General features: G+C 60.3%; 20 protein-coding genes and 2 pseudogenes. 17 read left to right on the top strand and 5 right to left on the bottom strand.

Annotated elements, in window-relative coordinates; translation table 11 throughout:
- The first annotated feature begins 40 nt into the window (after nt 1–40).
- From WFR25_RS17390 to WFR25_RS17340, 11 genes and pseudogenes are all read left to right on the top strand, one after another.
- Nucleotides 41–1,312 carry an XrtA/PEP-CTERM system-associated ATPase gene (locus WFR25_RS17390; RefSeq protein WP_336972598.1) on the top strand — a complete coding sequence of 424 codons (1,272 nt, stop codon included), beginning with the start codon at nt 41–43 and terminating at the stop codon, nt 1,310–1,312.
- 20 nt (nt 1,313–1,332) lie between these two features.
- Nucleotides 1,333–2,181 (top strand): XrtA system polysaccharide deacetylase, encoded by an 849-nt coding sequence (locus tag WFR25_RS17385; RefSeq protein ID WP_336972597.1) that lies wholly within the window; start codon nt 1,333–1,335, stop codon nt 2,179–2,181.
- Nucleotides 2,178–3,248 (top strand): FemAB family XrtA/PEP-CTERM system-associated protein, encoded by a 1,071-nt coding sequence (locus tag WFR25_RS17380; RefSeq protein ID WP_336972596.1) that lies wholly within the window; start codon nt 2,178–2,180, stop codon nt 3,246–3,248. The genes WFR25_RS17385 and WFR25_RS17380 overlap by 4 nt, the downstream gene beginning before the upstream one ends.
- 10 nt (nt 3,249–3,258) lie before the next feature.
- Entirely contained in the window at nt 3,259–4,473 is a 1,215-nt protein-coding gene (locus WFR25_RS17375; protein ID WP_336974947.1) for a TIGR03087 family PEP-CTERM/XrtA system glycosyltransferase, read from the top strand.
- 71 nt (nt 4,474–4,544) lie between these two features.
- Nucleotides 4,545–6,008, top strand: a complete 1,464-nt coding sequence (gene xrtA / locus WFR25_RS17370; RefSeq protein WP_336974945.1) for an exosortase A — start codon at nt 4,545–4,547, stop codon at nt 6,006–6,008.
- Between the two features lie 73 nt (nt 6,009–6,081).
- Complete coding sequence (locus tag WFR25_RS17365) at nt 6,082–7,980, top strand: XrtA/PEP-CTERM system amidotransferase (RefSeq protein WP_336972595.1); 1,899 nt, start codon at nt 6,082–6,084, stop codon at nt 7,978–7,980.
- A 309-nt stretch (nt 7,981–8,289) separates the two neighbouring features.
- Nucleotides 8,290–8,502 carry a hypothetical protein gene (locus WFR25_RS17360; protein WP_336972594.1) on the top strand — a complete coding sequence of 71 codons (213 nt, stop codon included), beginning with the start codon at nt 8,290–8,292 and terminating at the stop codon, nt 8,500–8,502.
- Between the two features lie 36 nt (nt 8,503–8,538).
- A complete protein-coding gene (locus WFR25_RS17355; protein WP_336972591.1) occupies nt 8,539–9,144 on the top strand; it encodes a PI-PLC domain-containing protein in 606 nt (201 codons plus the stop codon).
- 524 nt (nt 9,145–9,668) lie between these two features.
- A pseudogene (locus WFR25_RS17350) lies at nt 9,669–9,819 on the top strand (IS5/IS1182 family transposase); the annotation flags it as partial.
- 73 nt (nt 9,820–9,892) lie between these two features.
- Nucleotides 9,893–10,653, top strand: a protein-coding gene (locus WFR25_RS17345; RefSeq protein ID WP_156028742.1) for an IS5 family transposase whose coding sequence is annotated in 2 segments (ribosomal slippage) — nt 9,893–10,226 and nt 10,226–10,653 — 762 coding nt in all. Because the reading frame shifts where the segments join, the coding sequence is not laid out codon by codon here.
- A 432-nt stretch (nt 10,654–11,085) separates the two neighbouring features.
- Entirely contained in the window at nt 11,086–13,440 is a 2,355-nt protein-coding gene (locus tag WFR25_RS17340; RefSeq protein WP_336972589.1) for a TonB-dependent receptor, read from the top strand.
- 374 nt (nt 13,441–13,814) lie between these two features.
- On the opposite strand, the pseudogene WFR25_RS17335 reads toward WFR25_RS17340, so the two are convergent.
- The 3 genes and pseudogenes from WFR25_RS17335 to WFR25_RS17325 form a co-directional block, all read right to left on the bottom strand.
- Nucleotides 13,815–14,585 (bottom strand): annotated as a pseudogene (locus tag WFR25_RS17335) (SDR family NAD(P)-dependent oxidoreductase).
- Between the two features lie 160 nt (nt 14,586–14,745).
- The gene (locus WFR25_RS17330) at nt 14,746–15,516 is read right to left on the bottom strand and encodes an enoyl-CoA hydratase-related protein (protein WP_336972587.1); all 771 of its coding nucleotides are present in this window, start codon (nt 15,514–15,516) and stop codon (nt 14,746–14,748) included.
- A gap of 22 nt (nt 15,517–15,538) precedes the next feature.
- Nucleotides 15,539–16,285, bottom strand: a complete 747-nt coding sequence (locus tag WFR25_RS17325; RefSeq protein WP_336972585.1) for an SDR family NAD(P)-dependent oxidoreductase — start codon at nt 16,283–16,285, stop codon at nt 15,539–15,541.
- Between the two features lie 346 nt (nt 16,286–16,631).
- On the opposite strand from WFR25_RS17325, the gene WFR25_RS17320 reads away from it, so the two are divergent.
- Genes WFR25_RS17320 through WFR25_RS17310 form a run of 3 tightly spaced genes read left to right on the top strand, consistent with a single transcriptional unit; the run spans nt 16,632 to nt 19,482 of the window.
- Complete coding sequence (locus tag WFR25_RS17320) at nt 16,632–17,714, top strand: zinc-binding dehydrogenase (protein WP_336972583.1); 1,083 nt, start codon at nt 16,632–16,634, stop codon at nt 17,712–17,714.
- 14 nt (nt 17,715–17,728) lie between these two features.
- On the top strand, nt 17,729–18,982 hold the full coding sequence (locus tag WFR25_RS17315) for a cytochrome P450 (RefSeq protein ID WP_336972582.1): 1,254 nt from the start codon (nt 17,729–17,731) through the stop codon (nt 18,980–18,982).
- 8 nt (nt 18,983–18,990) lie between these two features.
- On the top strand, nt 18,991–19,482 hold the full coding sequence (locus WFR25_RS17310; RefSeq protein WP_336972580.1) for a flavin reductase family protein: 492 nt from the start codon (nt 18,991–18,993) through the stop codon (nt 19,480–19,482).
- Nucleotides 19,483–19,519: 37 nt separating this feature from the next.
- Here the strand turns inward: WFR25_RS17310 and ribB are convergent, their stop codons facing one another.
- Both ribB and WFR25_RS17300 read right to left on the bottom strand, forming a co-directional pair.
- A complete protein-coding gene (gene ribB, locus WFR25_RS17305; protein WP_336972578.1) occupies nt 19,520–20,656 on the bottom strand; it encodes a 3,4-dihydroxy-2-butanone-4-phosphate synthase in 1,137 nt (378 codons plus the stop codon).
- 31 nt (nt 20,657–20,687) lie between these two features.
- Nucleotides 20,688–22,373, bottom strand: coding sequence for a class I adenylate-forming enzyme family protein (locus WFR25_RS17300; protein ID WP_336972575.1), 1,686 nt, complete (start codon nt 22,371–22,373; stop codon nt 20,688–20,690).
- A 292-nt stretch (nt 22,374–22,665) separates the two neighbouring features.
- On the opposite strand from WFR25_RS17300, the gene WFR25_RS17295 reads away from it, so the two are divergent.
- Genes WFR25_RS17295 through WFR25_RS17285 form a run of 3 tightly spaced genes read left to right on the top strand, consistent with a single transcriptional unit; the run spans nt 22,666 to nt 25,623 of the window.
- Complete coding sequence (locus tag WFR25_RS17295) at nt 22,666–23,775, top strand: LLM class flavin-dependent oxidoreductase (RefSeq protein WP_336972573.1); 1,110 nt, start codon at nt 22,666–22,668, stop codon at nt 23,773–23,775.
- A gap of 35 nt (nt 23,776–23,810) precedes the next feature.
- A complete protein-coding gene (locus WFR25_RS17290; protein ID WP_336972570.1) occupies nt 23,811–24,668 on the top strand; it encodes a crotonase/enoyl-CoA hydratase family protein in 858 nt (285 codons plus the stop codon).
- A gap of 19 nt (nt 24,669–24,687) precedes the next feature.
- A complete protein-coding gene (locus tag WFR25_RS17285; RefSeq protein ID WP_336972569.1) occupies nt 24,688–25,623 on the top strand; it encodes an SMP-30/gluconolactonase/LRE family protein in 936 nt (311 codons plus the stop codon).
- The last annotated feature ends 23 nt before the right edge of the window (nt 25,624–25,646 follow it).

The following is a 25,646-nucleotide window of genomic DNA, read 5'->3' as shown; positions in this document are numbered from 1 at the left end:
GATTTGCCGGTCTAATCGGCCGACACCGGAGACGAGACAAATGTACGATCAATTCTATGCCTTGCAGGGTCGGCCGTTCCAGCTCACCCCGGACCCGCATTTCTATTTTGAGAGCGCGACGCATCGCAAGGCGCTGTCCTATCTGGGCTATGGTCTGGCGCAGGGCGAAGGGTTCATCGTCATCACCGGCGACATCGGCGCGGGCAAGACCACGCTGGTCGGTCATCTGATGGCGACGATTGATCCGGCGCGCTTGACAGCCGTGAAGATCGTATCGACGCAGGTGGAGGGCGACGACATGCTGCGCCTGGCCGCGCAGAGTTTCGGCCTGTCCGCCGATGGTGCGCCCAAGGCGCAGTTGCTCCAGCGGATCGAGGGGTTCCTTCATGCGCAGGCGCGGGCCGGTCGCCGATCGCTGCTGATCGTCGATGAAGCGCAGAATCTGGCAGTCTCCGCGATCGAGGAATTGCGGATGCTGAGCAATTTCCAGTTGGGCGGCCAGTCGCTGCTCCAGATATTCCTGCTGGGCCAGCCGGAGTTTCGCGATCTGCTGAAATCGCCGGAACTGGAACAGTTGCGCCAGCGTGTCATCGCCACCCATCATCTGGACCCGATGATGGCGAGCGAGATCGAACCTTATATCGTCCATCGCCTGAAACTGGTCGGCTGGAGCGGCAATCCATGGCTGACGGCAGAGGCTTTCGCGGCGCTTTATCGGGCAACCGGGGGCGTACCCCGCCGTATCAACGCCCTTGTCAGTCGCGTTCTGCTGATGGGGGCGATCGAGCAACTGACCGTGATCGATGCCGATGTGGTCGAGGCCGTAGCCGCCGAGATGAATGGCGACAGCGATGCGCGTCCCGAACCCGTCGTCGCTTCGCCGCTCGACACTTTTGTCGAGGAAGCGGTGGTCGAGGATGCGGGAGTCGAGCCGGAATCCCCGCTGGCGGGGGAACCGGTTTTTGAGGATGCGGTCATCCTTGCTGAAACCGTGGCTGTCGCTTCGCAAGAAGAGGAGGCTGGCCTGCCCGAGCAGGCCGAAACCGTCGCACCTATGGCGCCGCACCATGAAGAGATCGCTGCCCTGCGCGTTGAAATTGCCAATCTTCATACTCGGGTCGCCGCGCCCGTTGCGCCGAGTGTCGATCCCGACGCGCTGAAGGATTGCCTGGCCATCATCGACGAGCGGCTTAACGGTATCGAGACGCGCGCGATGGAACAGGATGCAGCGCTTCGCCGTGTGTTGGCCCTGCTGGTTGACTGGGTCGAACAGGAAGGGCGGATGCTCAATCCCGAGCAGGATGCGGCCTGATTCTCAAGGCAGAATTGACCATGATGCAGAACGCCCTTTCGGTCGATGTCGAGGACTGGTTTCAGGTCGGCGCTTTTGAGCGCACGATCGACCGTGCCGATTGGGATGGGCTGACCCATCGGGTCGAGCGCAATACCGACGCGGTGCTGGCGCTGTTCGACGAGGCGGGGGTCAAGGGCACCTTTTTCACGCTGGGCTGGGTGGCGGAGCGTTATCCCGCCCTTTTGCGCCGGATTGCGGAGGCGGGGCATGAAGTGGCGAGCCATGGGTTTGACCATGCCCGCGTCTTCACCTTTACCCCCGATCAATTCCGCGCGGATTTGCGAAAATCACGTGCCATGCTGGAGGATGCCTCCGGCCAGCGTGTGACCGGCTATCGTGCGCCCAGTTTCTCGATCGATGGCCGCACGCCCTGGGCGCATCCCATATTGGCGGAGGAGGGGTATCGCTATTCCTCCAGCGTCGCGCCGGTGCGCCACGATCATTATGGCTGGCCGGACTCGCCGCGCTTCGCCTGGAAGCCGGTGGCAGGTTCGCCTCTGCTGGAATTGCCCGTGACGACGGCGAAGCTGGGCGACCGGACATTGGCGGCGGGGGGCGGAGGGTTCTTCCGGCTGCTGCCCTATGCCTTCTCCCGCTGGGCCATCAATCAGGTAAACGGGCAAGCGCAGCGGCCCGCGATCATTTATTTCCACCCGTGGGAAATTGATCCGGACCAGCCGCGCGTCGCGGGCGCGCCGTTCAAGTCGCGGGTGCGGCATTATAGCAATCTTTCGGCGATGGCGGGCAAGCTGCGTCGCCTGACCCGCGATTTCGCCTGGACGCGGATCGACGCGCTGGTCGATGCACAGGCGGAGCAGGCGGCATGAGGATGGGATATCAGGCCGACATGGCGGTGACGACACTGGACCTTGCCGATCCCCTGCTGGCGGCGGCGGCGGATGCGTTCGTTCTGGGCCATGCGGATGGCACGCCCTTCCATCGTCCCGCCTGGATGACCGCCGTGGCCCGCGCTACCAGCAATCCCGCGCATATGCTGGCGGCGGTAGCGCCTTCGGGCAAGATCGTAGGGCTGCTGCCGCTGCATCATGTCCGCAGTCGCCTGTTCGGCCAGGCGCTGGTGTCGAGCGCCTTTGCCGTCGATGGCGGGCTGCTGGCCGATGATCCCGCTGCACGCGTGGCGCTGGGTCGGGCGGCGCAGCAACTGGGTGCGGATCTTGGCGGCCTGTCGGTCGAATTGCGGGGAGGCGTTTCTCCGGGCGGTGACTGGACCAGTCGCTGCGATGGACATCTGGGCTTCGTCCGTCCGCTGGCCGCCGATGATGAGGCGGAATTGCTGGCCATCCCGCGCAAGCACCGCGCCGAATTGCGCAAGGCGCTCGCCAATCCGGCGCTACGCGTGGAGCATGGGCGGGATGCACGCCACATGCGCGATCATTTTCGGATTTATGGGGAAAGCGTCCGCAACCTGGGGACGCCGGTTTTCCCTGCGCGGCTTTTCCGCGAGGTCATGGCCGTGTTCGGTGAGGATGCCGACATTACCACCATCTATGACGGCGACCGTCCGGTTTCGGCCGTGCTGAGCCTGTATCACGCTGGTCATGTGATGCCCTATTGGGGTGGGGGCGTTCAGGATGCGCGGCGGTTGCGGTCCAATGAACTCATGTATTACCGGCTAATGGGTCATGCCCGGACGCGGGGATGCACGCATTTCGACTTTGGCCGGTCGAAGGTGGGCAGCGGGCAGGCGGCGTGGAAGAAGAGCTTTGGCTTCGAACCGCAGCCGCTGTGCTATCATCTATGGGGTGGGGACGGCGCGGACCGCGACATCAATCCCAACAGTCCCAAATATCAGCGCCGCATCGACCTGTGGAAGCGCCTGCCGCTGCCGGTCGCCAACCTTCTTGGCCCGGTGATTTCCCGTGGCCTCGGTTGAAGCCGTGAACATGTTACAAGGGAAGGGGGAAATCCTCTTCCTCTGTCACCGCATTCCCTTTCCGCCCGATCGTGGTGACAAAATCCGCTCCTATCATCTGTTGAAGCGGCTGGCGGAGATTGCACCGGTCCATGTCGGCTGTTTTGCCGACGATGATCGCGACATGGGGTTCGCGGCGGACATGGCGAGCATCACCGCCAGCCAGTGCGTGTTGATGCGGGATCGCTCGCGCGTGGTCGCTGGCCTGACCGGGTTGGTGCGCGGGCAGCCTTTGCTGGTGTCGCTGTTCGATCATGGGGGCCTGCATCGCTGGGTCGCCCGGACTCTTGCCGAGCGGCCCATTGCCGCCGTGGTCGCCTATTCGGCGCAGATGGCGCATTTTGTGCCTGCCCTGCCGTCGCATATCCCCTTCCTCATGGATTTCGTCGATTTCGACTCCGCCAAATATGCGGCCTATGGCGTGCAGGGACGGGGGGCGATGGGGTGGATCAACCGGCGCGAGGGGCGCGTTTTGCTCGATTTCGAGCGTGCCGTCGCTGATCGGGCGCAGGTGAGCGTGTTCGTGAGTGAGGCGGAGGCCGCGCTGTTTCGCGCTGCCAGCGGGCAGGGGCGGGACAGGGTGCGGGCGCTGGAGAATGGCGTTGCGCTCGACCATTTCAATCCTGCCGCCGATTTCGCGCGGGTCGGGAAGGGGGAGGGACCGCTGCTCGTCTTCACCGGCCAGATGGACTATCGACCCAATGTCGAGGCGGTGGAGAGTTTCACGCGGGTGACGCTGCCTGCGATCCGTGCTGCCTATCACGATACGCGCTTCGCCATCGTGGGACGGGCGCCCTCAAAGCCTGTGCTGGCGCTGGGTGATCTGCCCGGCGTCATCGTTACCGGCGCTGTCCCTGATGTGCGCGGCTGGCTGGCGGCGGCGGATGTCGTCGTTGCACCGCTGCGGATTGCGCGGGGTATTCAGAACAAGGTGCTGGAGGCTATGGCGATGGCGCGTCCGGTCGTCGCCTCTGCCCAGGCGGCGGAGGGGATTGATGCCCGCGATGGCGTGCATTTCCTTGTCGCCGATAATGCCAATCAGGAGGCCGCCCTTGTCTGTGATCTGCTGGCTACGCCGGAGCGTGCCGCCATGCTGGGGACAGCCGCGCGGGCGCGGATGGTCGAGCGCTATGACTGGCGCGCGACACTGGCGGGGGTGCCTGACCTGTTGAGGGTAGCGGCGTGAGTGGGGGCGCAACGCTTGCTCGCCGCCTGTCGGGCGGGGGCATCGATCTGACCGGATGGCGCGGGCACCTCATGGTGCTGGGCATCGTGGCGGCTGCAATCCTGTTGCTATTCGCTGCTGATGCGCGCGACATGGTGACGATCTGGTGGACCTCTTCGACCTTCGGTCACTGCCTTTTCGTGCCCTTTCTGGTCGGCTGGCTGGTGCAACAGCGCGCCTCCGGTCTGCGTCAGCTTGATCCTGTCGTCTGGATGCCGGGCCTGATCTGGCTGGGCGCGGGAGCGCTGTGCTGGATGTTGGGATCGGCGGCGGGGGTGGCGCTGTTTCGGCATGGCGGGTTGGTCGTCATGCTTCAGGGGGCGGTTATCGCGCTGCTAGGCCCCTCGGTCGCCCGCGCGCTGATATTCCCGCTTTTCTATGCCTTTTTCTTGGTGCCGTTCGGGGAGGAGGTCGTGCCCTTCCTGCAACTGGTGACGGCGCGGCTTTCCATGTTTTTCCTTGGTCTGGCTGGCGTGCCCGCACATATGGAGGGCATCTTCATCACCACGCCGACCGGCTATTTCGAGGTGGCGGAGGCCTGTTCGGGCGCCAAGTTCCTGATCGCCATGACCGCCTATGGCGCGCTGGTGTGCAATGTCTGTTTCCGCAGTTGGCCGCGCCGGATCACTTTCATGGCCGGGGCGCTGTCGCTGTCGATCCTTGCCAATGGCTTTCGCGCTTTTGCGACGATATTGGTCGCCCATTATACCAGCATCGACGCGGCGGTGGGGTTCGATCATATCGTCTATGGCTGGGTGTTCTTCGCCATCATCATGACGCTGGTGATGGCCGTTGCCTGGCCTTTTTTTGACCGCAAGCCGGGGGATGCGTGGTTCGATCCCCGCCAGTTGCAGGGCGCAGTCCGGCAGGGGGCGATGCTGGGTGTTGCAGGCGGCGCACTGGCGCTGGCGCTCGCCGCGCCGCTGTGGCTCACCATTTCCGCTGCGGCCAGCGATCCCTTGCCCGCCCGGCTGGCGCTGCCGCAGATAAAAGGCTGGGCGCAGACCGATGCGTCGCCCGCTTATCCGTGGAAGCCGCGCTTCGATGGCGCGAACCTTCACGCCGCCGCGCGCTACGCCAATGCGGAGGGGCAGGTGGTGGACCTGACCATCATCGCCTATGACGGCCAGGCGGAAGGCCGCGAACTGGTGGGCTTCGGGCAGGGTGCGGTCGATCCCGATGGGGAATGGGCATGGTCCTCGCCAGCATCTGCGCCGTCCGGTGCGCGCGGCGAGCAGATTACCGCGCCCGGCCCGGTCGTTCGGCATGTCGCAACCTTTTACCGTGTGGGCGGTGGCGCGCTGACGGGCAGCGCGGCGCAGGTCAAGCTGGATACGATGTTGGCCCGCCTGCTGGGTCGCGATCAGCGGGCGGTCGCCATCCTGATCTCTGCCGAACAGCGTGAGGGGAAGCCTGCCGACGCGGCCATCGTCGCCTTCCTGCGCGACCTTGGTTCGGTAAGGGCATTGGCCGACCGCAGCGCTGGCATTTCGTGATCGCGGGCGTTCGCAGGGACTCCGCGAAAAACCGTTTCGCCCTTGATCCCGTCATGCTCTAAGGCCGCTGCATATGTGCGGGATAGCAGGCATCTTTCATATCGAAACGGCAAAGCCGGTCGATCCCGCGCGCGTGCGCCTGATGATCGACGCGATGCCGCATCGCGGGCCGGACGGGGTGGGTGTGTGGACCGCGCCGGGCGTTGGTCTGGGGCATCTGCGTCTGTCCATCATCGACATTGGTGGCGGTGCGCAGCCGATGCTGACCGAGGACGGGAGTCTGGCGGTCGTCTTCAACGGCGAAATCTATAATTTTGCCGAGGTGCGCGCCGAACTGGAGGCGAAGGGCCATGTCTTTCGCACCCATAGCGACACCGAAGTCATCCTGCACGGCTATCGCCAGTGGGGGGAGGCCTGTGTCGAGCGGTTCAACGGCATGTTCGCCTTTGCCCTGTTCGACGCGCGAGCGCAGGCAATCTGGCTGGTGCGCGACCGGCTGGGGGTAAAGCCGCTTCATTATGCCAGCCTGCCCGATGGCAGCGTCATATTCGCATCGGAATTGAAGGGGCTGCTCGCCCATCCGTTACTGCGCCGCGCGCCGGACCTGACGGCGGTCGAGGATTATATGGCCTATGGCTATGTGCCCGACGATGCCTGTCTGGTCGCGGGTGTGAAAAAGCTGGGGGCGGGGGAGACGCTTCGGCTGGTGCGCGGGCGGCCTGTCTTGGCGCCGACACGCTATTGGGACGTCAGCTTCGCCGATCGCACGACGAAGAAGGCCGAGGCGCTGGAGGAGGAACTGGTCGCCTTGATGCGGCAGGCCGTCCGATCGCGCATGGTCGCGGACGTGCCGTTGGGCGCGTTCCTGTCGGGCGGCGTGGACAGCAGCAGCGTCGTCGCGCTGATGGCCGAGGCATCGAACAAGGCGGTCAAGACCTGCACCATCGGCTTCGACGTCGCGGCGCTGGACGAAACGGCCTATGCCGACCGCATCGCGCGGCGTTTTGCGACCGACCACCGCACGCGGATCGTGTCGCCCGACGATTATGCGCTGATCGATACGCTCGCCCATCATTTCGATGAGCCGTTCGCGGATGCGTCGGCGCTGCCAACCTATCGGGTGTGCGAACTGGCGCGCGAGCAGGTGACGGTGGCGTTGTCAGGGGACGGCGCGGATGAAGCCTTTGCGGGTTATCGCCGCCATCGATTCCAGATGCAGGGGGAGCGGATACGCGGCTTGATCCCCGCGTCCGTGCGCCAGCCTTTATTCGGTACGCTGGGGCGTTTCTATCCCAAGGCGGACTGGGCGCCGCGTGGCTTGCGGGCCAAGTCGACCTTTCTGGAATTGGCGGGTAGCGGGGAAGAGGCCTATGCCGCGTCGGTCGGGGTCACGCCCTATGCCTTGCGCCAGCGACTGTTCAGTGCGGAGATGCGCGGGCATATAGCGGGGCATCGGGCCGAGGACCGCTATGTGAAGGCGATGCGCGACGCGCCCGCGCGCGATCCGCTCGACCGCGCGCAATATGCCGATCTTCGCATCTGGTTGCCCGGCGATATCCTGACGAAAACCGACCGGATGAGCATGGCCGTCAGCCTGGAGGCGCGCGAGCCATTGCTCGATCACCGGCTGGTCGAATTTGCTGCGCGCCTGCCCGTGTCCCAGCGGATCAGGGGCAATAGCGGCAAATATCTGATGAAAAAGTCGATGGAGGCGTTCCTGCCCCAGGACATTCTCTATCGCCAGAAAATGGGGTTCGTGACGCCGATCAGCGACTGGTTCCGTGGCCCGCTGGCCGGGGAAGCGGCGGGCGTTGCGGGCGGATCGGCGCTGGCGCGGACCGAATGGTTCGATACGAAGATGCTGGCGAAGGTCGCCGCCGATCACAAGTCAGGCTTGGCCGATCATGGTCGGCTGTTGTGGCAATTGCTGATGCTGGACAAATCGCTGGGGCGGTTGTTCGGGCTGGATTAGGGTAAGTATTTTGCGTTGGGCGAGGCTTGCCTGCTAGCGACCCTTTGTTGCCGATTAGACGCCAATTTCATGTCCTCAGGTGCGGAATGGCAGCTTTTCTATGGTCTGCCATCAAGCTGGCCGATCGCAGAAAGGCAGTTTCGGGAATCGCGATGCAAAGCCGCCAAATTTTTTATCGCGCGTTCTTGGAGGCAGGATTTGCATCACGAAATGAGCGCCCATACCGCATCAGGCCGCACCTGTTCGGCCCGGCTAACCCAGTTCGATAATGCAGGGCGCTGATGCAGAAATGTCTCGCCGCCGAAGAACATGCTCAATCCCGTCCAACTCGCGCGCGTCGGGCTGAGCGTCGATGCGCTGTCCGAGAAATGGGAAGCGACGGATCTGCTTTCGACCTTGGAGCCGGATCATCCCGCCGATTATTTCCTGCTCGTCGGCAACGACAACGACTTCATCGCGCACCGCTGTCTTATGTCCGGCCAGTCCTGCAATTCCGATTGGACAACGACCACCGAATACTGATTTTCTCTGCCTAGATCTGGGCGGTTGCTTATTCGAATGGGCGCAGTGCGGCCCGAGAGCCGAGGCTATGACAGTCATTTTCAAATTGTCTCGCTGGAAGAAATCGCTAATTTTGTCGCAGCGGAAGCCGCCGCCCGAGGACGCACAATCGGTCTGATCCCCGAAATCAAGCATCCCACTTATTTCGCGGGTCCTGGCCTGTCGCAGGAAGGGCGTCTGCTCGATCGCATTGCGAAGAGTGCCTATCTTTCCAGGGCGCCGCTTGTCATCCAGTCTTTCGAAGTCGGCAATCTCAAGGCGCTGCGATCGAAGATCGGATCGAACGTCCAACTCATGCAACTGATCGGCGATCCGACCCAGGTGAACCGGTCTTCGACTATCGTCACCGGATGGCAAGGGGCGTCACCGATCGAATCTGAGCAGATTTTCGACGGCAGACACGTGCGCAGGGGCAGGTTGGGCCTGATAGAAGTCGCGGAAGTCTATATAGCCAAGATCCCTGACACGTTGCGCTACGGCATATCGCTTGTCGTCATTCAGAATTGCGGCAATCTTGCGTTGAAGCCGATCCACACGTTTTTCGATGCTCATGTCTCGCCTCTACAAAAGTTGTACTCTGTTCCCAAGATGGCTGCCAGATGAACAAGCGACAATGGCAGTCGCACGAATCCGCGCCAAGCTGCTCCGCTTTCTCGACCAATTGAGTAGTAAATTGCTCCAGCGCTTCCCTTTTGCCAGATGCATATGGAAGCAACAGGCCGACATAGCAGGCGTCGGAATCGTGCTTAGGACACGCCGCAAATTGCGCGATCGAAGCGTGATCAGCGCCAATTAATATCATCCAGTAGCAAAATTATGGCGGGTAGGACGGTGGGAAACTCAACGCGCGATCGTCTAATTTACAGAAATACAGTGGTTTTCTGGCGTAAATGGCGGTGGTGTCAGTCTTAAGCGAACTGCTCTCTTACCGATGCATTTGGGTTTTTGGAGACATGGCGGTTAGGCCATGCAACCCACCTACCGCGCATCCCCGGGTGCTTCGTGCATTTGCTTTGACAGTACTCAGCGACGCCATGCGCGCCGTTCTGGCCGCACGCGGCGCATGGGCCTGCGTCAAGCCAATGCCAAACCGTAAGCACATCCCGGCTTTCAGCCCGTTCCTCTAACGATACCGCAATCTCGTTGAACGATTCTTCAATAAACTCAAATATTTCCGTACCGTCGCAACCCGCTGACAAGCGCGACCATAACTTCCTCGCCTCAGTGCAACTCGCTTCAATCAGGATATGGCTGCGCCATATTGGGTCGGTGACCTAGGGTCAGGACCTGTTAAATTGCTTGCGCATTGGGTGATGGGTTGATTCAATAGCAGCGTTAGGAGGCGCTGCCGATGGATGTTCCGTTTCTGCTGAGTGAGGCGCAGATGCGCCGGATCGAGCCGTATTTTCCCTTGTCTCATGGGGTGCCAAGAGTGGATGATCGGCGGATAGTGTCTGGGATCATTTACGTCATCAAGCACGGGCTGATGTGGCGCGACGCGCCCAAGGAGTATGGCCCACACAAGACGATCTACAATCGTTTCATCCGCTGGAGCAGGCTCGGCGTGTTCAACAAAATCTTCGCTGGCTTGGCAGCAAAGGGCGGCAAGCCCGACCAGTTGATGATCGATGCAACCCACCTGAAAGCACACCGGACGGCGGCAAGCCTGCTTAAAAAGGGGATGTTCCCCGACGTATCGGACGCACCAAAGGCGGCCTGAACTCCAAGCTACATGCCGTATGCGATGGCAAAGGCCGACCGCTCATCATGCTGCTCAGTGAAGGGCAGATGAGCGATTATAAGGGCGCTGCACTGATGATCGATGCCTTCCCGAAGGCAAAGGTCCTGCTGGGCGACAAGGGCTATGACGCCGACTGGTTCCGCGCGGCACTGGCCGACCGCAAGATCACGGCCTGCATCCCGTCAAAGGGGAACCGGAAAGTGCCCATTCCACACGACACGGCGCTCTATAGACAGCGGCACAAAGTCGAGAATATGTTCGGCAGGATCAAGGACTGGCGGCGCATCCACACGCGCTACGATCGTTGCGCCCATACCTTCATGTCCGCCATCTGCATCGCCGCGACCGTTATATTCTGGATCAATCAATGAGTCCTGACCCTAGTCCCAATGGCGGTCGACGGATGTCGACCCAACGTGGTCTTTCAGCAGATCACCGACTGCTTCTCCGTGTCATATCCGGCTAAGAAAGCTGCAGTCATACAATCATCGATCTGTTTGAACGACCATATAAAGCACCACGACGGTGAAGCCTAATTTGAGTTCGCCTCATTTGACTCTGCCAGCTAACTGCTGCCCAACATCATCCGGAATTTTTCTTTAATCTCAAGGTCGATGGTTTTTACTTATATCACTGGTTTATAGCCATAAAAATGGCCGCCATCACTCGTGATGTCCTCATTGGCTTCGTTCTCCCAAGAAACGGTCACCATCCCAGGCGTTATCAGTTGACATCAGCCTAATCATTGTTAGTTTTGATTGGGTCGAAGATGCCTGCAGGGCGCGCTAAAATGGGAGAGAGTGATGAATGTTAGACAGCAGTTGGCTTGCGGCATCGCGAGTATAGGGTTTCTTGCCGGAGTCCCTGCTTATGGTCAGGAAACGCCGGCGGCTGAAGGCGAAATTCAGGGCAATGAAAAAGTTGCGGCCCCAGCCGACATCGTTGTAACCGCCCAGCGCCGCGAGCAGTCGCTGTCGAAGGTTCCCGTAGCCGTCTCCGCTTTCAATGCCGAAACGCTTCAGTCGCGCAATGTTTCGAGCGAGCAGGATCTTGCTGCTCTGGTCCCTGGACTGGTCGTCAAGAGCGGCCAAAACTCGAACCAGCTCAACTTCACGCTGCGCGGACAGACGCTCGATCCATTTTCGGGATCCAGCCCCGCCGTTCTGACCTATATCAACGAAGCGCCAGCCACCGAAGGCAATACGTCGACGGCCTTTTTCGACTTCAGTTCGGTGCAGGTCCTCAAGGGACCGCAGGGCACTTTGTTCGGTCGCAACGCGACCGGCGGCGCGATCCTCTATGAAACAACCAAGCCGGGTAACGACTTCGGTGGTTTCCTGACCGTCAAGGGCGGTCAGCGTAACTATGTCCAGGTTCAGGGCGCTCTGGATATTCCGGTTTCTGATATCATCAAAGTCCGTGTCGCCGGCGACTATAACAAGCAGGATGGCTACATCCGCAACATCAAGACCGGCAATACGCTGGGCGACACAGATTCGCTTTCCGGCCGTATCACGGTCGTGCTCGAACCGTCGGACGGTTTCAAGATGACGACCGTTGCACAATATAGCGATTTCGGCGGATCCGAAGGGGCCGGCGGCCTCTACTCCTATCATTCGGTGGGTGAGACCAACAATGGATATGTCCTCAATAGCACCCTCGACACGCTTTACGGCGTGAATAGCCCCTTTGCTCCATTGATCGGTGATGGGCCGCGCGGCGACGGCACCTGGCCAGGCGCGGTGCCCGGCTATCTGGCATGGCAGCAAGCAAACCCATATAAGGTGTGGCTAAGCTACGACCTTCCGCACAAGGCTCATACCGCATTCATCACCAATACCGTAGAAGCGGAAATAGGTGACGATATCGTTCTCAAGAACATCTTCAACTATGCAGATGCGTTCGCACGCACGCCGGGTATTCTTACCGGTTCGCCATTCGGTTCTTTGAGCCTCTATAATCGGTCTGGTCTAGGCAACGGCCCTCCCGGTGGCGAAGTGTTCAAGACCACGCGACTGTCGAATGAGATTCAGCTGCAAGGAAAAACCGGCGGTCTCGAATATATCTTGGGCGTGTTCTATTCCGACACCTCGAAACAGGAGTATATTCCGGTGATCGTTGGTGCGGAACTTCCGACCCCGCTAGCGGACATCGCCTATAATTATGAAGTCGGAAACGAGTCGAAGGCGGTGTTCGGCCAGTTGACCTATGCGCTGACCGACAAGCTGAGCTTGACGGCTGGCGGACGCTATAGCTGGGAGACGGTGAGCCTGCGCCAGAAAACCGGAAGCCTCTTCAATCTGAGCGGCTCCACGCCTTTTAAACAGGAAGCCAAGCTCAAGGATCCGAGCTGGACCTTCAATATCCAGTATCAGATCAATTCCAGCAACATGCTCTATTTCGCGCAGCGTGGCAGCTTCCGCGCTGGTGGTTTCAACGGCGCAGTTGCACCATTCAACAATGCCAATTTCTTCGGCAATGAAAATACCTATGACTTCGAACTGGGCTACAAGTTCAACGGCTATCTGGGCGCTGTGCCTACACGGGTCAATCTGGCCGTCTATCGCCAGATCGTGAAGGACGCACAGCATTCGCTGTTCGTCGATCTTGGCGCAGGCCCTTCGGCCTTCACCGTGAACGTCCCTGAAAAGCGCATTCAAGGTGTGGAGTTCGATGCTAACGTCAAGCCCAGCGACTGGCTGGAGTTCGGCATATCGGGTGCCTATACGGACGCGAAGTTTACCAAGAACATCGTCGACCTTGCACCACTGGGCGGGCCGATCATTCCTTTCGACAGCTATTCCGACGCGCCTAAATGGGCGGGCTCGGTCTTTGCCGAAGTCACCATGCCGCTGTCGGACGATGTGGGTAAGGTGAAGCTGCGTACTGACGTGTTTGGCCAGACGTCGACACATTTTTCGAACAATGAAGGCTCGATAACGCCGCGCACCCAATTGCCTGGCTATGTGACCGTAGATGTTCGACTGAGCTGGAACGACGTCATGGGAAGTAAATTCTCCGTCGCGGCCTATGCCAAGAACCTTCTCGACGAATTCTATTATAATTCGGGTTATGTCGAAGGCGGCAGCGGTGGCTTCAACACGGCGATCTGGGGTGAGCCCCAGACATTTGGCGCTGAAGTTACCTACCGGTTCTGAAGCCGCGTTCATGGTGGGCAGGGACGTCTTGTTCCTGCCCATACAGGCTCCAGTATCAACCGGCCCGCTATCCGCCACCAACATGCCAGATTACAAAGGCTTGGGCCAATCCCGGGGCGAGGCCGTTCATTTAACCTGCGCCAATCATCCTCGTAGTTCGATCTCGTTACCCTCATCATCGCGTAGATAAAGGCTCAGGCCGTAGCCGGTTGAGCTGAAGCGCCCCATATCGGACGCACACCCACACCAACGGCGACGAGTTGGCGCGGATCATCTCCGCATCAAACGAACCAACCCGCAGACAGATATGGTCGAGGGTATGCCCCGGCACGGTCGACAAGATCGATCCGAGGCGCTCCGGCTCACAGCACCCGTTACCGAACCGAAATCAGCCCGCCATCGACAGGGATGAGTTGGCCCGTGATGAAGCGGGAACCATCGCCGGCCAGGAATAGCAGCACGGGCGCCAGGTCGGTATCAGCATCACCGAATTTTCCGCCAAGAGGGATTTGCTCAGCCGTAGCCCTGTCATGGGCGGCCAGATCCTCATCTGACAGTGCCTCGCGGAACCGAGCATACATGGGTGTGACGATATAGGGCAGCACGGCGTTCAGGCGAATGCCCCGCTTGCCCCATTAGCGGGCCACGATGCGTGTCCAGGCATGGACCGCCGCTTTCGACGCGCCGTAGACGGCGTTGTTGATTTCGGCCGTCAGCCCGGATTCAGACCCGAAATTGATGATCGAGCCACCGTCTGGCATGTGGCGATACGCCGCCCCATTGGTGTAGATCGTGCCGTTGACGTTGATATTGAAGAGCCAGGACAGCGTGTCATCGGGCACATCATGCGTGGCTGCATGGCGATGGACGCCAGCAATATGTGCCAGTACATCCAGTCCGCCCATCCGGCCAACGGCTGCATCGAAAGACGCATCGACTTCCATCCGGTCGCCCACATCGCATTTGATGAAAAATGCCGAGCCTGGACCTGCGGCATTCGCACTTGCAGCAACTGCCGCGCCCTGTTCAGCGTCGATATCCATCGCAGCTACTTGAGCGCCTGCCGCGACATAGGCACGAAGGGCAGATGCCCCAATGCCCTGCGCCGCCCCAGTTACGATGATCTTCTTGTTATGCAATTCCATCAGAGCGGTACCTTTCCTTGAGTAGTAAATTGGCATTCGGTCCCGTGACGGTTCCCGCTGGGACCACGCAGCCTTTCACGGACCGTTCGACAGGAAAATGCGTGGATCGGATCATCATCCCCGGTCGCCCATCCAGGCGCGCGGAGCGAGGCTGCTGGCCTTAACGGCCTCGCCATTCCGGCGATCGCCTCTCCCTCCACGCTGATGCTGCTTCCTTGCAGTCGTCCGTCACCGCATAGGCATCGATGAGCGGATATCGTCGATCGAGCGCCGCCTCCAGGCCAAATTCCAGACCCAAAAGCGCCGCCTGCTTCGCGCCTTGGGCTACCATCGGAGCGCAAGCGAGGATCTTCTGGACCCATCGGTCAGTCACCACGGCCAGATCCGCGACAGCAGCGGTTTCATTGACCAGCCCAAGCTGCAAGGCACGGGCAGCATCGAGCGGCTCACTCGCGATGATCATCGCCAATGCCACATGATGAGGAAGTTGGCGGATGGCGCGATGCACCACGCCGCAATGATTGATGAATCCCGCGCGTGCTTCTGGCAGGCGGAACTGCGTATCGTCCGCCGCGACCAGAATGTCGGCGCACATCGCAAGTTCGAAACCGAGGCCAAGGACACGGCCATGCACCACGGCTATCAGCGGCTTTTGCAACGGCACAAGCCGACCGCCAATGCCTGTCAGCCCGCCGCCAAACGAGAGTCCATCCTGTCCAGAGGGCGGCTCCGAAATATCCGCCCCTGCGCAGAATGCGCGATCTCCCGCGCCGGTAAGAATTGCGACGCGGATGTCAGTATCCCCATCAATCCGCGCCCATGCCTGCGCCAGCGCCCGGTCCATCTCCGCATTGATTGCGTTGAGGACCAACGGCCGATTCAGGCGAACCTCAGCCACGCTTCCCCGAATGTCTAATTCGATCGATGCCATGACTGTTTCCTCCGTCTAGCGCCTAATGCGCCAACATGCCTGCATCGACGAGATGTTCCGCCCCTGTGATGTAGGACGATTCGTCGGAGGCGAGGAACAGGACGAGGTTCGATACCTCGATCGGCTCGGCAATGCGCCCAAGCGGGATTTGGGCGAGCGCTTCCCCCCCGACCTCATCGGTCGCCTCGACCATCATCGGTGTCTGGATGAAGCCGGGATGGACCGAATTTACCCGGATATTATGTTTGCCATATTCGATCGCCGTCGCTTTCGTCATGCCGCGCACGGCGAATTTGCTCGCCACATAAGCGAGGCTTGGAAAGCCGTAGTTCGCAGCCATCCCCGCGATCGACGAGATGTTGACGATCGACCCACGTCCGGCCTTGACCATTACCGGCAGGACAGCCTTCATGCCGTAAAAAACGGAATGTTGATTGATGGCGCACACCAACGCATAGCCATCCTCGGTAAGGTCGGCGGTAGTCGCCATCGGACCCAATATGCCCGCATTATTGACCAGAATGTCGATGGTGCCATGGGCGTCCACGGCTGTCGCGATGACATTGGCCCAGGATTCCGGCTGGGTGACATCATGGGCCACAAAGATCGCCGCGTCGCCAAGCTCACGCGCCAGCGCTTCCCCGCCTTCGACATTATGGTCGGTGAGGATGACTTTGGCGCCTTCCTGCGCGAAGAGACGGGCGTGCGACGCCCCCATTCCGCGCGCCGCACCCGTAATGACGGCAGTTTTTCCGGTAAGGCGGCCCATAATTTCTCCTGTTGCTAATGGCCGATCTGCCTCAGCCTAATTATGATTATACTAATCGGCACCTGATCGAGAAGTCAAGAACGGCCTGCAAATCACACCCATTTTCACGAAGCCCCACTGTCGCCGTAGCGATTTATAATTATTATATTACAACGATATAATGAAATTTTCAGCACCACGGTGGTAAACGCATGAAGGGGGTGGCGTAGCGCTACACAGATTCGCTCTTGCATCTTTTATCTAATTACGATTAGCTTGATTGCGATTGAACGCTGGATTACGCTGGCGCGACGCCATGATAGCAAGATGGCATGGCCAAATTGGGTCGTTGTCGAGAGGATAGGCCATGTACGGTAAAGCCGCAGTGCTCGTTGAAAAGAACCGACTGGAAACATGGGATGTCGAGGTTCATGCGCCCGAGCCGGGCGGCGCGCTTGTCCGCACGATATTGGGCGGCGTCTGCGGCAGTGATGTCCATATCCTTACCGGGGAAGCGGGCGAGATGCCTTTCCCGATCATCCTGGGGCACGAGGGCGTTGGCGAGATCACGCAGCTCGGCGCTGGCGTCTCGAGCGACTACGCCGGAACGCCTGTAAAGGTTGGCGATCTTGTCATCTGGTCGCCGATTGCACTGTGCCATCGCTGCTATTCCTGCACCGTCCTGGAACAGACGCCGTGTGAGAACAGCCAATATTTCGAGGATGCCGCAAAGCCTAACTGGGGCAGCTATTCGGAATATGCCTGGTTGCCAAACAACATGCCTTTTTATCGGCTGCCGGACGGGGCGCAACCGGAAGCGATCGCCGCTCTGGGCTGTGCGCTCCCGACCGTCCTGCGTGGCTTCGATCGTTGCGGTCCGGTTCGTTTCGGCGATTCCGTAGTCGTGCAGGGCGCGGGACCAGTAGGATTGTCGGCAGTACTGGTCGCGGCGCAGGCGGGCGCACGAGAAATAATAGTCATCGACGGCGCGCAGGCGCGTCTGGACGCGGCCATTACCCTGGGCGCCACGTCTACGGTGTCGCTCAGCCTGCCGGCCGATGAGCGCAAACGGATAATCTATGATCTGATCGGGAAACAGGGACCGGACATCGTCATCGAGGCGGCGGGCGCTTTGCCTGCGTTCCCCGAAGGGGTGGACATCAGCGGCATCCACAGCCGCTATATCATCCTGGGACTATGGGGCGCGATCGGCACCCAGCCTATCTCTCCGCGCGATTTGACGTTGAAGAACCTGACAATCGGCGGCGCGTCTTTCCCGGCGCCTAAAAATTACTATCAGGGGATGCAGTTCGCGGCGCGGGTGCAAGATCGCGTACCGCTTGCTGGCCTCGTCAGCCATCGTTTCGGCATCGGTCAGGCGGCTGAAGCACTCGCTGTCACGAAGAATGGCGTCGCCACCAAGGCCGTCATCGATCCCAACATCGCTTGAGAGAGGACGCTGGCATGAACGTCGATACGATAGCCCCGCCATCTGCCAAACACCGTATGCCAATTCCCGACCATGTTCCTGCCCCATTGGTGCGCGAAGTCGACATCTATGCGCTCGATGGCATCGAGGAAGGGGTGCATGAAGCGTGGAAAAAGGTGCAGCAGCCCGATACGCCGCCGCTGGTCTGGACGCCCTTCACCGGCGGCCACTGGATCGCGACGCGCGGCGAACTGATCGATGAGGTTTATCGTAGTCCCGACCGCTTTTCGAGTCGGGTCATATGGGTGCCGCGCGAAGCCGGCGAAGCCTATGACATGGTGCCCACAAAGATGGACCCGCCCGAACATACGTCCTATCGCAAGGTCATCGACAAGGGTCTGAACCTTGCCCAGATACGCAAGGTCGAAAGCGATGTGCGGGCCGTGGCGATCGAACTGATCGAGGGTTTCGCCGCCAGTGGCCAGTGCGACTTCGCCAGGGATTTTGCCAACATCTTTCCAGTGAAGGTGTTTCTGGCGCTGGCGGGCCTGCCGATGGAGGACGCGGCCAGGCTCAACCTGCTGGCAAAGGAAATGACCCGCCCATCGGGAAACACGCCGGAGGAGCAAGGGAAATCGCTACAAGCCGCGAATGCGGGCTTCTTTGCCTATGTTGCGCCTATCATTGCGGAGCGGCGGGGTGGCACCGGCACTGATCTCATCACGCAGATGGTGAATAGCGAAATCAACGGCGCGCCGATGCCGGAGGACAAGATGCTCGGCCTGGTGTCGCTGCTGCTGCTCGGCGGCCTTGATACTGTCGTCAATTTCCTCAGCTTCATGATGATCTATCTCGCGCGCCATCCTGAAACGGTTGCTGAGATGGTGGCCGAGCCGATGAAGCTGCAGCGCGGGGTGGAGGAGATGTTCCGCCGCTTCGCGGTAGTGTCCGATGCGCGCTACGTCGTCGAGGATATGGAATATTTCGGCACGCAGCTCAAGGCAGGCGACCTCATACTCCTGCCGACGGCGCTGCATGGCCTGGACGATACGCAACATGAAGACCCCCTGAAGGTCGATCTGTCACGCAGGAACGTTGCGCATTCTACCTTCGCGCAGGGACCACACCGCTGCGCCGGCATGCATCTGGCGCGTATGGAAGTGCTTGTCATGTTGCAGGAGTGGTTGGCCCGCATTCCGCGTTTTGCCCTGAAGGAAGGGGCGGCGCCCATCTATCATGCCGGTATCGTGTCGGCGGTAGAAGATATTCCGCTGGTCTGGGAGGTTTGAAGGGAAACATGTCGATCGCCGCTGACGCCGCTGCCTTCCGGCAGATACTGGGCCATTATCCGACGGGCGTATGCGCCATCACCGCGACGCAGCAGGACGGGACGCCCGCCGCGATGATCGTCGGGTCATTCACTTCCGTCTCGCTGGACCCGCCGCTGGTCGCCTTCTTCCCCGACAAGGCCTCATCCAGTTGGCCCAAGATCGAAGCCTGTGGCGGATTTTGCGTGAATGTGCTGGCAGACGATCAGGAAGAATTGTGCCGGACTCTGGCGTCCAAGGCTCCCGACAAGTTCGAGGCCGTACCCCATCATTTGTCGGCACGCGGCGCGCCGATATTAGACGGCGCGCTGGCATGGATCGACTGTTCTTTCCATGCGATCCATGAAGCGGGCGATCATTATATCGCCATCGGCGAAGTTCACGCCCTCGACATCCATCACCCCGGCGCGCCCTTGCTGTTCCACAAGGGCCGTTACGGAAAAGTCGTACCGCTGTTGTGAACGGATAAATAGGGGGCGATCAACGTCGCCCCCTATTTCAATCGGCCAATAGACGCTCGGCCGTCACATCGGAATCGCGCAATGGCCTGCGATCGACGACGGTCAGGCCAAATCCTTCGAGCGCCGCCAATTTTGCCTTGCTCGACGTGAGCAAGGTCATCTGCCGAACACCCAGGTCCAGCAGGATTTGCGCGCCTATGCCGTAATCGCGCGTGGCATTGGTGTCGTGATAGGTCTTGCGCCCGCCCTCGATCCGCTTCGAGATGGAATCCGGACTGGGATCACGCACGAAGACGGCGACCGCCTGACCGTCATGCGCCGCAATGGCTTTCAGCGCCTGCGGCACATAATCGGGATGGGCCTGGGACCAGCCGAGCATGTCCGTCGCCATATCGACCTGGTGTACGCGTACCAGCGTGTCGAGATCCGGACGTACCTCGCCCTTGACGAGCGCGACATGTTCGCCGCCATCGACCAGGTTTCGATAAACGTGTATCGTGAGATCGCCTCCATAGAAGCTATGAAAAGGCGCACTCGCCACTCGCTCCACCAGTTTTTCGAAACGCCGACGATAGGCGATCAGGTCGGCTATGGTGCCAACTTTCAATCCATGCTCTTTCGCGAAGACCAGCAGTTCGGGGAGGCGCGCCATGCTGCCATCATCGTTCATGACTTCGCAGATGACACCCGCCGGCGTCAGGCCGGCCAGGCGAGAGATATCGACGGCCGCTTCGGTATGACCGGCCCGTACAAGGACGCCGCCGTCGCGCGCCGTGAGGGGAAATATGTGCCCCGGCGATACGATGTCGGCAGATGTCTTCGTTGGATCGACGGCGACCGCTATCGTATGCGCGCGATCCTGCGCCGAAATTCCGGTGGTCACCCCCTCTCGCGCCTCGATCGACACGGTGAACGCAGTGCCGTGGCCGGATTGATTATTGATCGTCATCGGTGGCAGCTTCAACTGCTCTGCGCGCGCCTTTGTCATCGCCAGGCAAATCAGTCCGCGCGCATGCTTTGCCATGAAGTTGATCTGGCGCGGGGTCGCGAACTGGGCCGGGATAATGATATCCCCTTCATTCTCGCGATCGTCCGCGTCGACCAGAATATAGGGAAGCCCATTTATCGCGTCGTGAATGATGTCCTCTATGGACGAAATGCCTTCGCTACTCATCGATCACTCTTTCCATGTTTCGGCTTCGCTCTCAGGCCGCGCCTCGTTGTGCGGCGAGATGGGCCAGCGCCATCTCTTTCAAACCATTCTTCTGGACCTTGCCTGTGCCGGTTTTCGGCAAGTCCGCTTCCGCGATAAACCAGATGTCGCGCGGGAGCTTGTACCCGGCGACCTGCGGTTTCAGCCAGGCGAGGATATCGTCTTCGGACAGGGGTTGACCTTCTGCAAGGACGATCCAGGCGCAGCCGCACTCGCCCCAGCGATCGTCGGGCATGCCGATAAAAAAGGCCTGCGCGATCGCGGGATGGGTGGTGGCGAGTTGTTCCAGCTCCTTGGGTGAAACCAGCTCCCCCCGGCTCTTGTACAATTCCTTCGACCGACCGGTCAGGAACAGGTTGCCGTCAGGCCGGAATTGGCCCAGATCCCCGGTACGCAGCCATCCACCCGGCAGGAAGAGTTTCTCCGTTTCCTCCGGGCGGCGGAAATAGCCCAGGCTGTTCATCGGGCCTCTTGTGCAAAGTTCGCCAGCGACGCCCGTTGGCAGGTCGGCGCCGGTGACGGGATCGATGGTTTTGAATTCGCAGATCCTGCCATCCTGTTCCGCGATCCCGGCAACGCCTGCCTGGACGATGCAGCCCTGCGTCTCGGCCACGACCTCGATCGAGTCATCGGGCTGAGTGCAGACGATTGTCGCGGTCGCTTCGGTCTGGCCGTAACTGGTGAAGATCTCCCTGCATCCCAATATCTCCTGGATGTCGCGCCAGACCCAGCTCGGAGTGGGCGCTGCGGCGCTGTGGACGGCGGTGAGCGAACTCAGGTCATAGGTTTTGACCTTCGCCCGCTCCATCATCGCGATCGTCATGGTCGGCACGCCCATCAGATATGTGGCGCGGTGGCGCTGTGTCGCCGACAGCAGCGCATCCGCATCGAACCGAAGCAGGGGAACGATCGATCCCCCCACGATCATGCCCGACAGCAGGCCAACGACCAGGCCGAAGCCATGATAGAGGGGGAGCGAGAAAACCGCGCGTCGGCCTTCATCGAACGCCTGATGATAGGCGCCCGCATAGGCGGCTCGCAACAGATTATCGTGGGTTTGCAAGACCCCCTTCGGCGATCCTGTCGTGCCCGACGTGAACATGATGACGGCGGGATCGTGCGGGTCCGCGCCTTGTATCGGCAATGTGCCCACCGGGAGGGGGGCGATAAATTCCTGCGGCGCTTCTACGTCATACACCAGCCCACCGCGCAGTTCCGGCAAGGCGGCGCAATCGCCAGACCGCCATCCCGGCATTTGGGCATCAAGCTCCCGGTCATAGCGGCGCGACCCGAAGCGCGCCATGCTGATGAGGAGATTGCAGCCCGCTTCGCGCGCCACATATTCCAGATCCCTGGGACTATAGAGGGTGTTGATGGCCACGGCGACGCCACCGACGCGCCATATCGCGAACATCAGCGATACCGTGATCGGATAATTGGCGAGCAGCAGTCCGACCCGGTCGCCCCGGCCGATCCCGAGGCCGGAAAGGGCCGCGGCGAAGCGCTCTGACTGACTGTGGACCGCAGCATAATCCAGCGTTTCTGCATCAGTGATGACGAGGGGCTTTGCCGCGAAATACCGCTGCGTTCGCGCAAGATACGCGTCGAGAGTCATCTCTTCCCAGACAGGATGTCGATCAGACATGGCCTGACGCCGATCAGCTATCGCCTCGATCACCGCAACATCTCTCCTTTACCTAATTACGATTAATATGCCGCTTTTGAACTTTTGCGTCAAGCAGCATCGATTTTTCGCATCTGGCGCCCCTGGATGAAACGGCCTGCCGCCACAGGGCCTAAAATCAGAGAATATCGCGAAAAAATGGACGATTTATTCCATAACCCGGCGTTCAAAAGTCGGCAATTCATGGTGGTGTTTATCCGGCCTGCCTGCAAAGTTTTAGCAAAGGACTTGCCAAGCTGGCCTAATTTTGATTAGTTAAATTAAGCAGGATGTTTTGGAGGCATATATGGATGTGGGTTTGGGGCTGACGTTCCAGAATCTGAAGGATCAGGTCAGCGATATAGAGGTTTTCCGGCACGAACTGTCACTGGCGGCGGGGGCGGAAGATCGTGGCTTCGACTCCGTCTGGACGCCAGAGCATCATTTTACAGGCTATATGATGACGCCCAACGTGCCCCAGTTCCTGTCCTGGGTCGCCGCCAAGACCAGGCGGATCAAGCTGGGCACGACCGTCACAGTGCTGCCGTGGCAGAACCCGGTCCGCATCGCCGAAAGCTTCCTCCTGCTCGACCAGTTGTCCGAAGGTCGCGCTATTCTGGGCATTGGTCGCGGCTTGGGCAAAGGTGAGTTTGACGGGTTTCAGGTCCCGATGGGCGAAGCGCGTCAGCGATTTCGCGAATATGCCGAAGCGCTGCTGGAAGCGCTGGAAACCGGCGTCATGGAATATGACGGCAAATATCTGCAACAGCCACGCGTCGAACTGCGCCCGCGCCCTTATGCCAGCTATCGCGGCCGCGTGTTCGCCTCGGCCGTATCGCCTGAGTCGGTCAAGCTGATGGCCAACCTGGATGTCGGCTTGATGGTCATTGCCCAGAAGCCCTGGGACCGGGTGGCGGAAGATATCGCCAGCTATCGCGACCGATTCTTCGCCATGCAAGGACGACCGGCGCCAAAGCCCGTCGTCGTCGCTTTCGTCGCGGTCAATGAAGATGCGGCCAGGGCGCAGGAGATGCGCGACAAATATCTGCTCGAATATGCCCGATCGACATCCTCCTTCTACCAGTTTGGGAACAAGGAATTCGAGAAGATCGAAGGCTATGAATATTATGGCGCGCTGGCCAACAGCGTGGAGAAACATGGTATCGAAAAATTCAATAATTTCCTCGCTGACCTCCAGATCTGGGGGCGTCCAGAGGAGGTTGTGGAAAAGATGAAGGCGATGGTCGATCGCTTCGAGGTCGGCAGCTTCATCGTCTATACCCAGTTTGGCGACATGCCCTTCGATGTCGGTCGCGACAATTATGAGCTTTTCGCGCGCAAGGTTCTGCCGCATTTGAAGGACATCGACGTTTCTGCGCCAATCGCAGCACCTTCCCCGCTGCAATCGGTGGCCTGATCTGCTGATACCTTGGCTGTGGGCGGGATAAGAGGATGAACATGGAAGATGCTGCGCAGCCGGTGCTGTACGAAGTCCGTGACGGTACGGCCTGGATCACCCTCAATCGACCCGAAAAGCGCAATGCGCTAAGCGAGCCATTGCAGGAGCGGCTGAGTGCCCTGCTATGGGAGGCGGACGAGGATAATCGCGTCCATGCCATCGTTCTGAAGGCGGCTGGGCCGGATTTCTGTTCCGGCTATGACCTTCAAAAATACGACCAGCCGATACCAGGACAGATCGATCACAAGCGCGGTCGTGCGAAATTCGACGACGATAGCTGGCATCAGGAAAAGGCGCAGCGGCTCCGCATGGCGCTGTTCGACATGCACAAGCCCGTCATCGCCCAAGTCCATGGCCGTTGCCTGGCGGGCGGGACTGACCTGGCTCTGCTATGCGACATGGTGATCTGCGCGGATGACGCCTTGTTCGGCTTTCCCCCTGCTCGCTCGCAAGGGTCGCTCCCAAGCCATATGTGGCTGTATCTGGTGGGGCCGCAATGGGCCAAGCGGCTGCTGCTGACCGGGGATTCCATTCGGGGTAGCGATGCCGCCCGGATCGGGCTGGCGCTCAAGGCGGTTCCTGCCGACCAGCTGGATGCGGAAGTCGCCGCCCTGGCGACCCGGCTCGCGCAGATCGACACCGATCTTCTGAGCGCCAACAAGCGGATCGTCAATATCGGCCTGGAGCTGATGGGGGCACGCACCTTGCAGCGCATGGCTGCGGAAATGGATGCGCGCGGGCACCTCGCGGCCAGTCGCACGCGATTCAACGACACGGTACGGAACGAGGGTTTGAAGGAGGCGGTCCGCCAGCGCGACGAACCCTTTGGCGACCCGGTAGTCAAGCTATGACGGCAGACAGGATGATGCGATGATGGAAGGTGAAGGCTGGCGTTGCCTGTGGGATGCCAAGGCCATATTGGGCGAAAGCACGGTCTGGGACGAGCGGGACGGCTGCATCTACTGGGTCGATATCGAAGCACCCAGCATCAACTGGTTTCATCTGGACAGCGGCCAGACCGGACGCTGGGCCGCCCCAGCCTGGATCAGCGCGATCGCGCCGCGCGCCAGTGGCGGATTCATTGCCTCCTGCGCCGACGGCTTCGCGCATGCAGATCCCCACAGGCAGATCTATGCGCCATTCATCCATCCGATACCCAATCCCAGGATTGCGCGGCTCAACGATGGCGTCACTGATCGTCAAGGTCGCTACTGGTCCGGCTCCTGCGATTCCAGCCAGTGGGACGAAAGCACCACGACGGACGATAAGGAAAGCACGCTCGGCAATCTGGACGTGCGCAACACCGGCGAACTTTATCGGCTCGACGCGGATGGCAGCGTCAGCACGCAGGAGCGCAATATCGTGACGGCCAATGGACCGGCGTTCAGCCCGGATGGCCGGACCGCCTATGTGAACGATTCCATGCCGCTGGTCAGCTGGGCTTATGATGTTTCGGACGACGGCATCTTGTCGAACCGGCGCGACTTCCTGAACTTCAAGCCGGAGGATGGCTATCCCGATGGCATGGCGGTGGATGTCGATGGCTGTATCTGGATGGCCTTCTATGAAAGCTGGGTGTTGCGGCGGTTCGCGCCGGACGCGACTTTGCTGGAGGAACGACGCTTGCCCGTGCGCCGGGGGCTTCGCCCGGCCTTCGGCGGCAGCGACTGTTCGCGATTGTTCCTGATTACCGGATCGCAAGGTTTTTCAGCAGAAACATTCGCGAAACAGCCTCTTGCGGGGGGATTATTCGAGATACTGAACCCGCCCGCACCCGGCGTGCCTAACTGCGCTTATGCCGGATAAGGCGCAAAGCCACCCATAGGACT

The organism is Sphingobium aromaticiconvertens (assembly GCF_037154075.1).
In the GTDB taxonomy this organism is placed as follows: domain Bacteria; phylum Pseudomonadota; class Alphaproteobacteria; order Sphingomonadales; family Sphingomonadaceae; genus Sphingobium; species Sphingobium aromaticiconvertens.
This window is presented reverse-complemented; position numbering and strand designations above follow the sequence as displayed.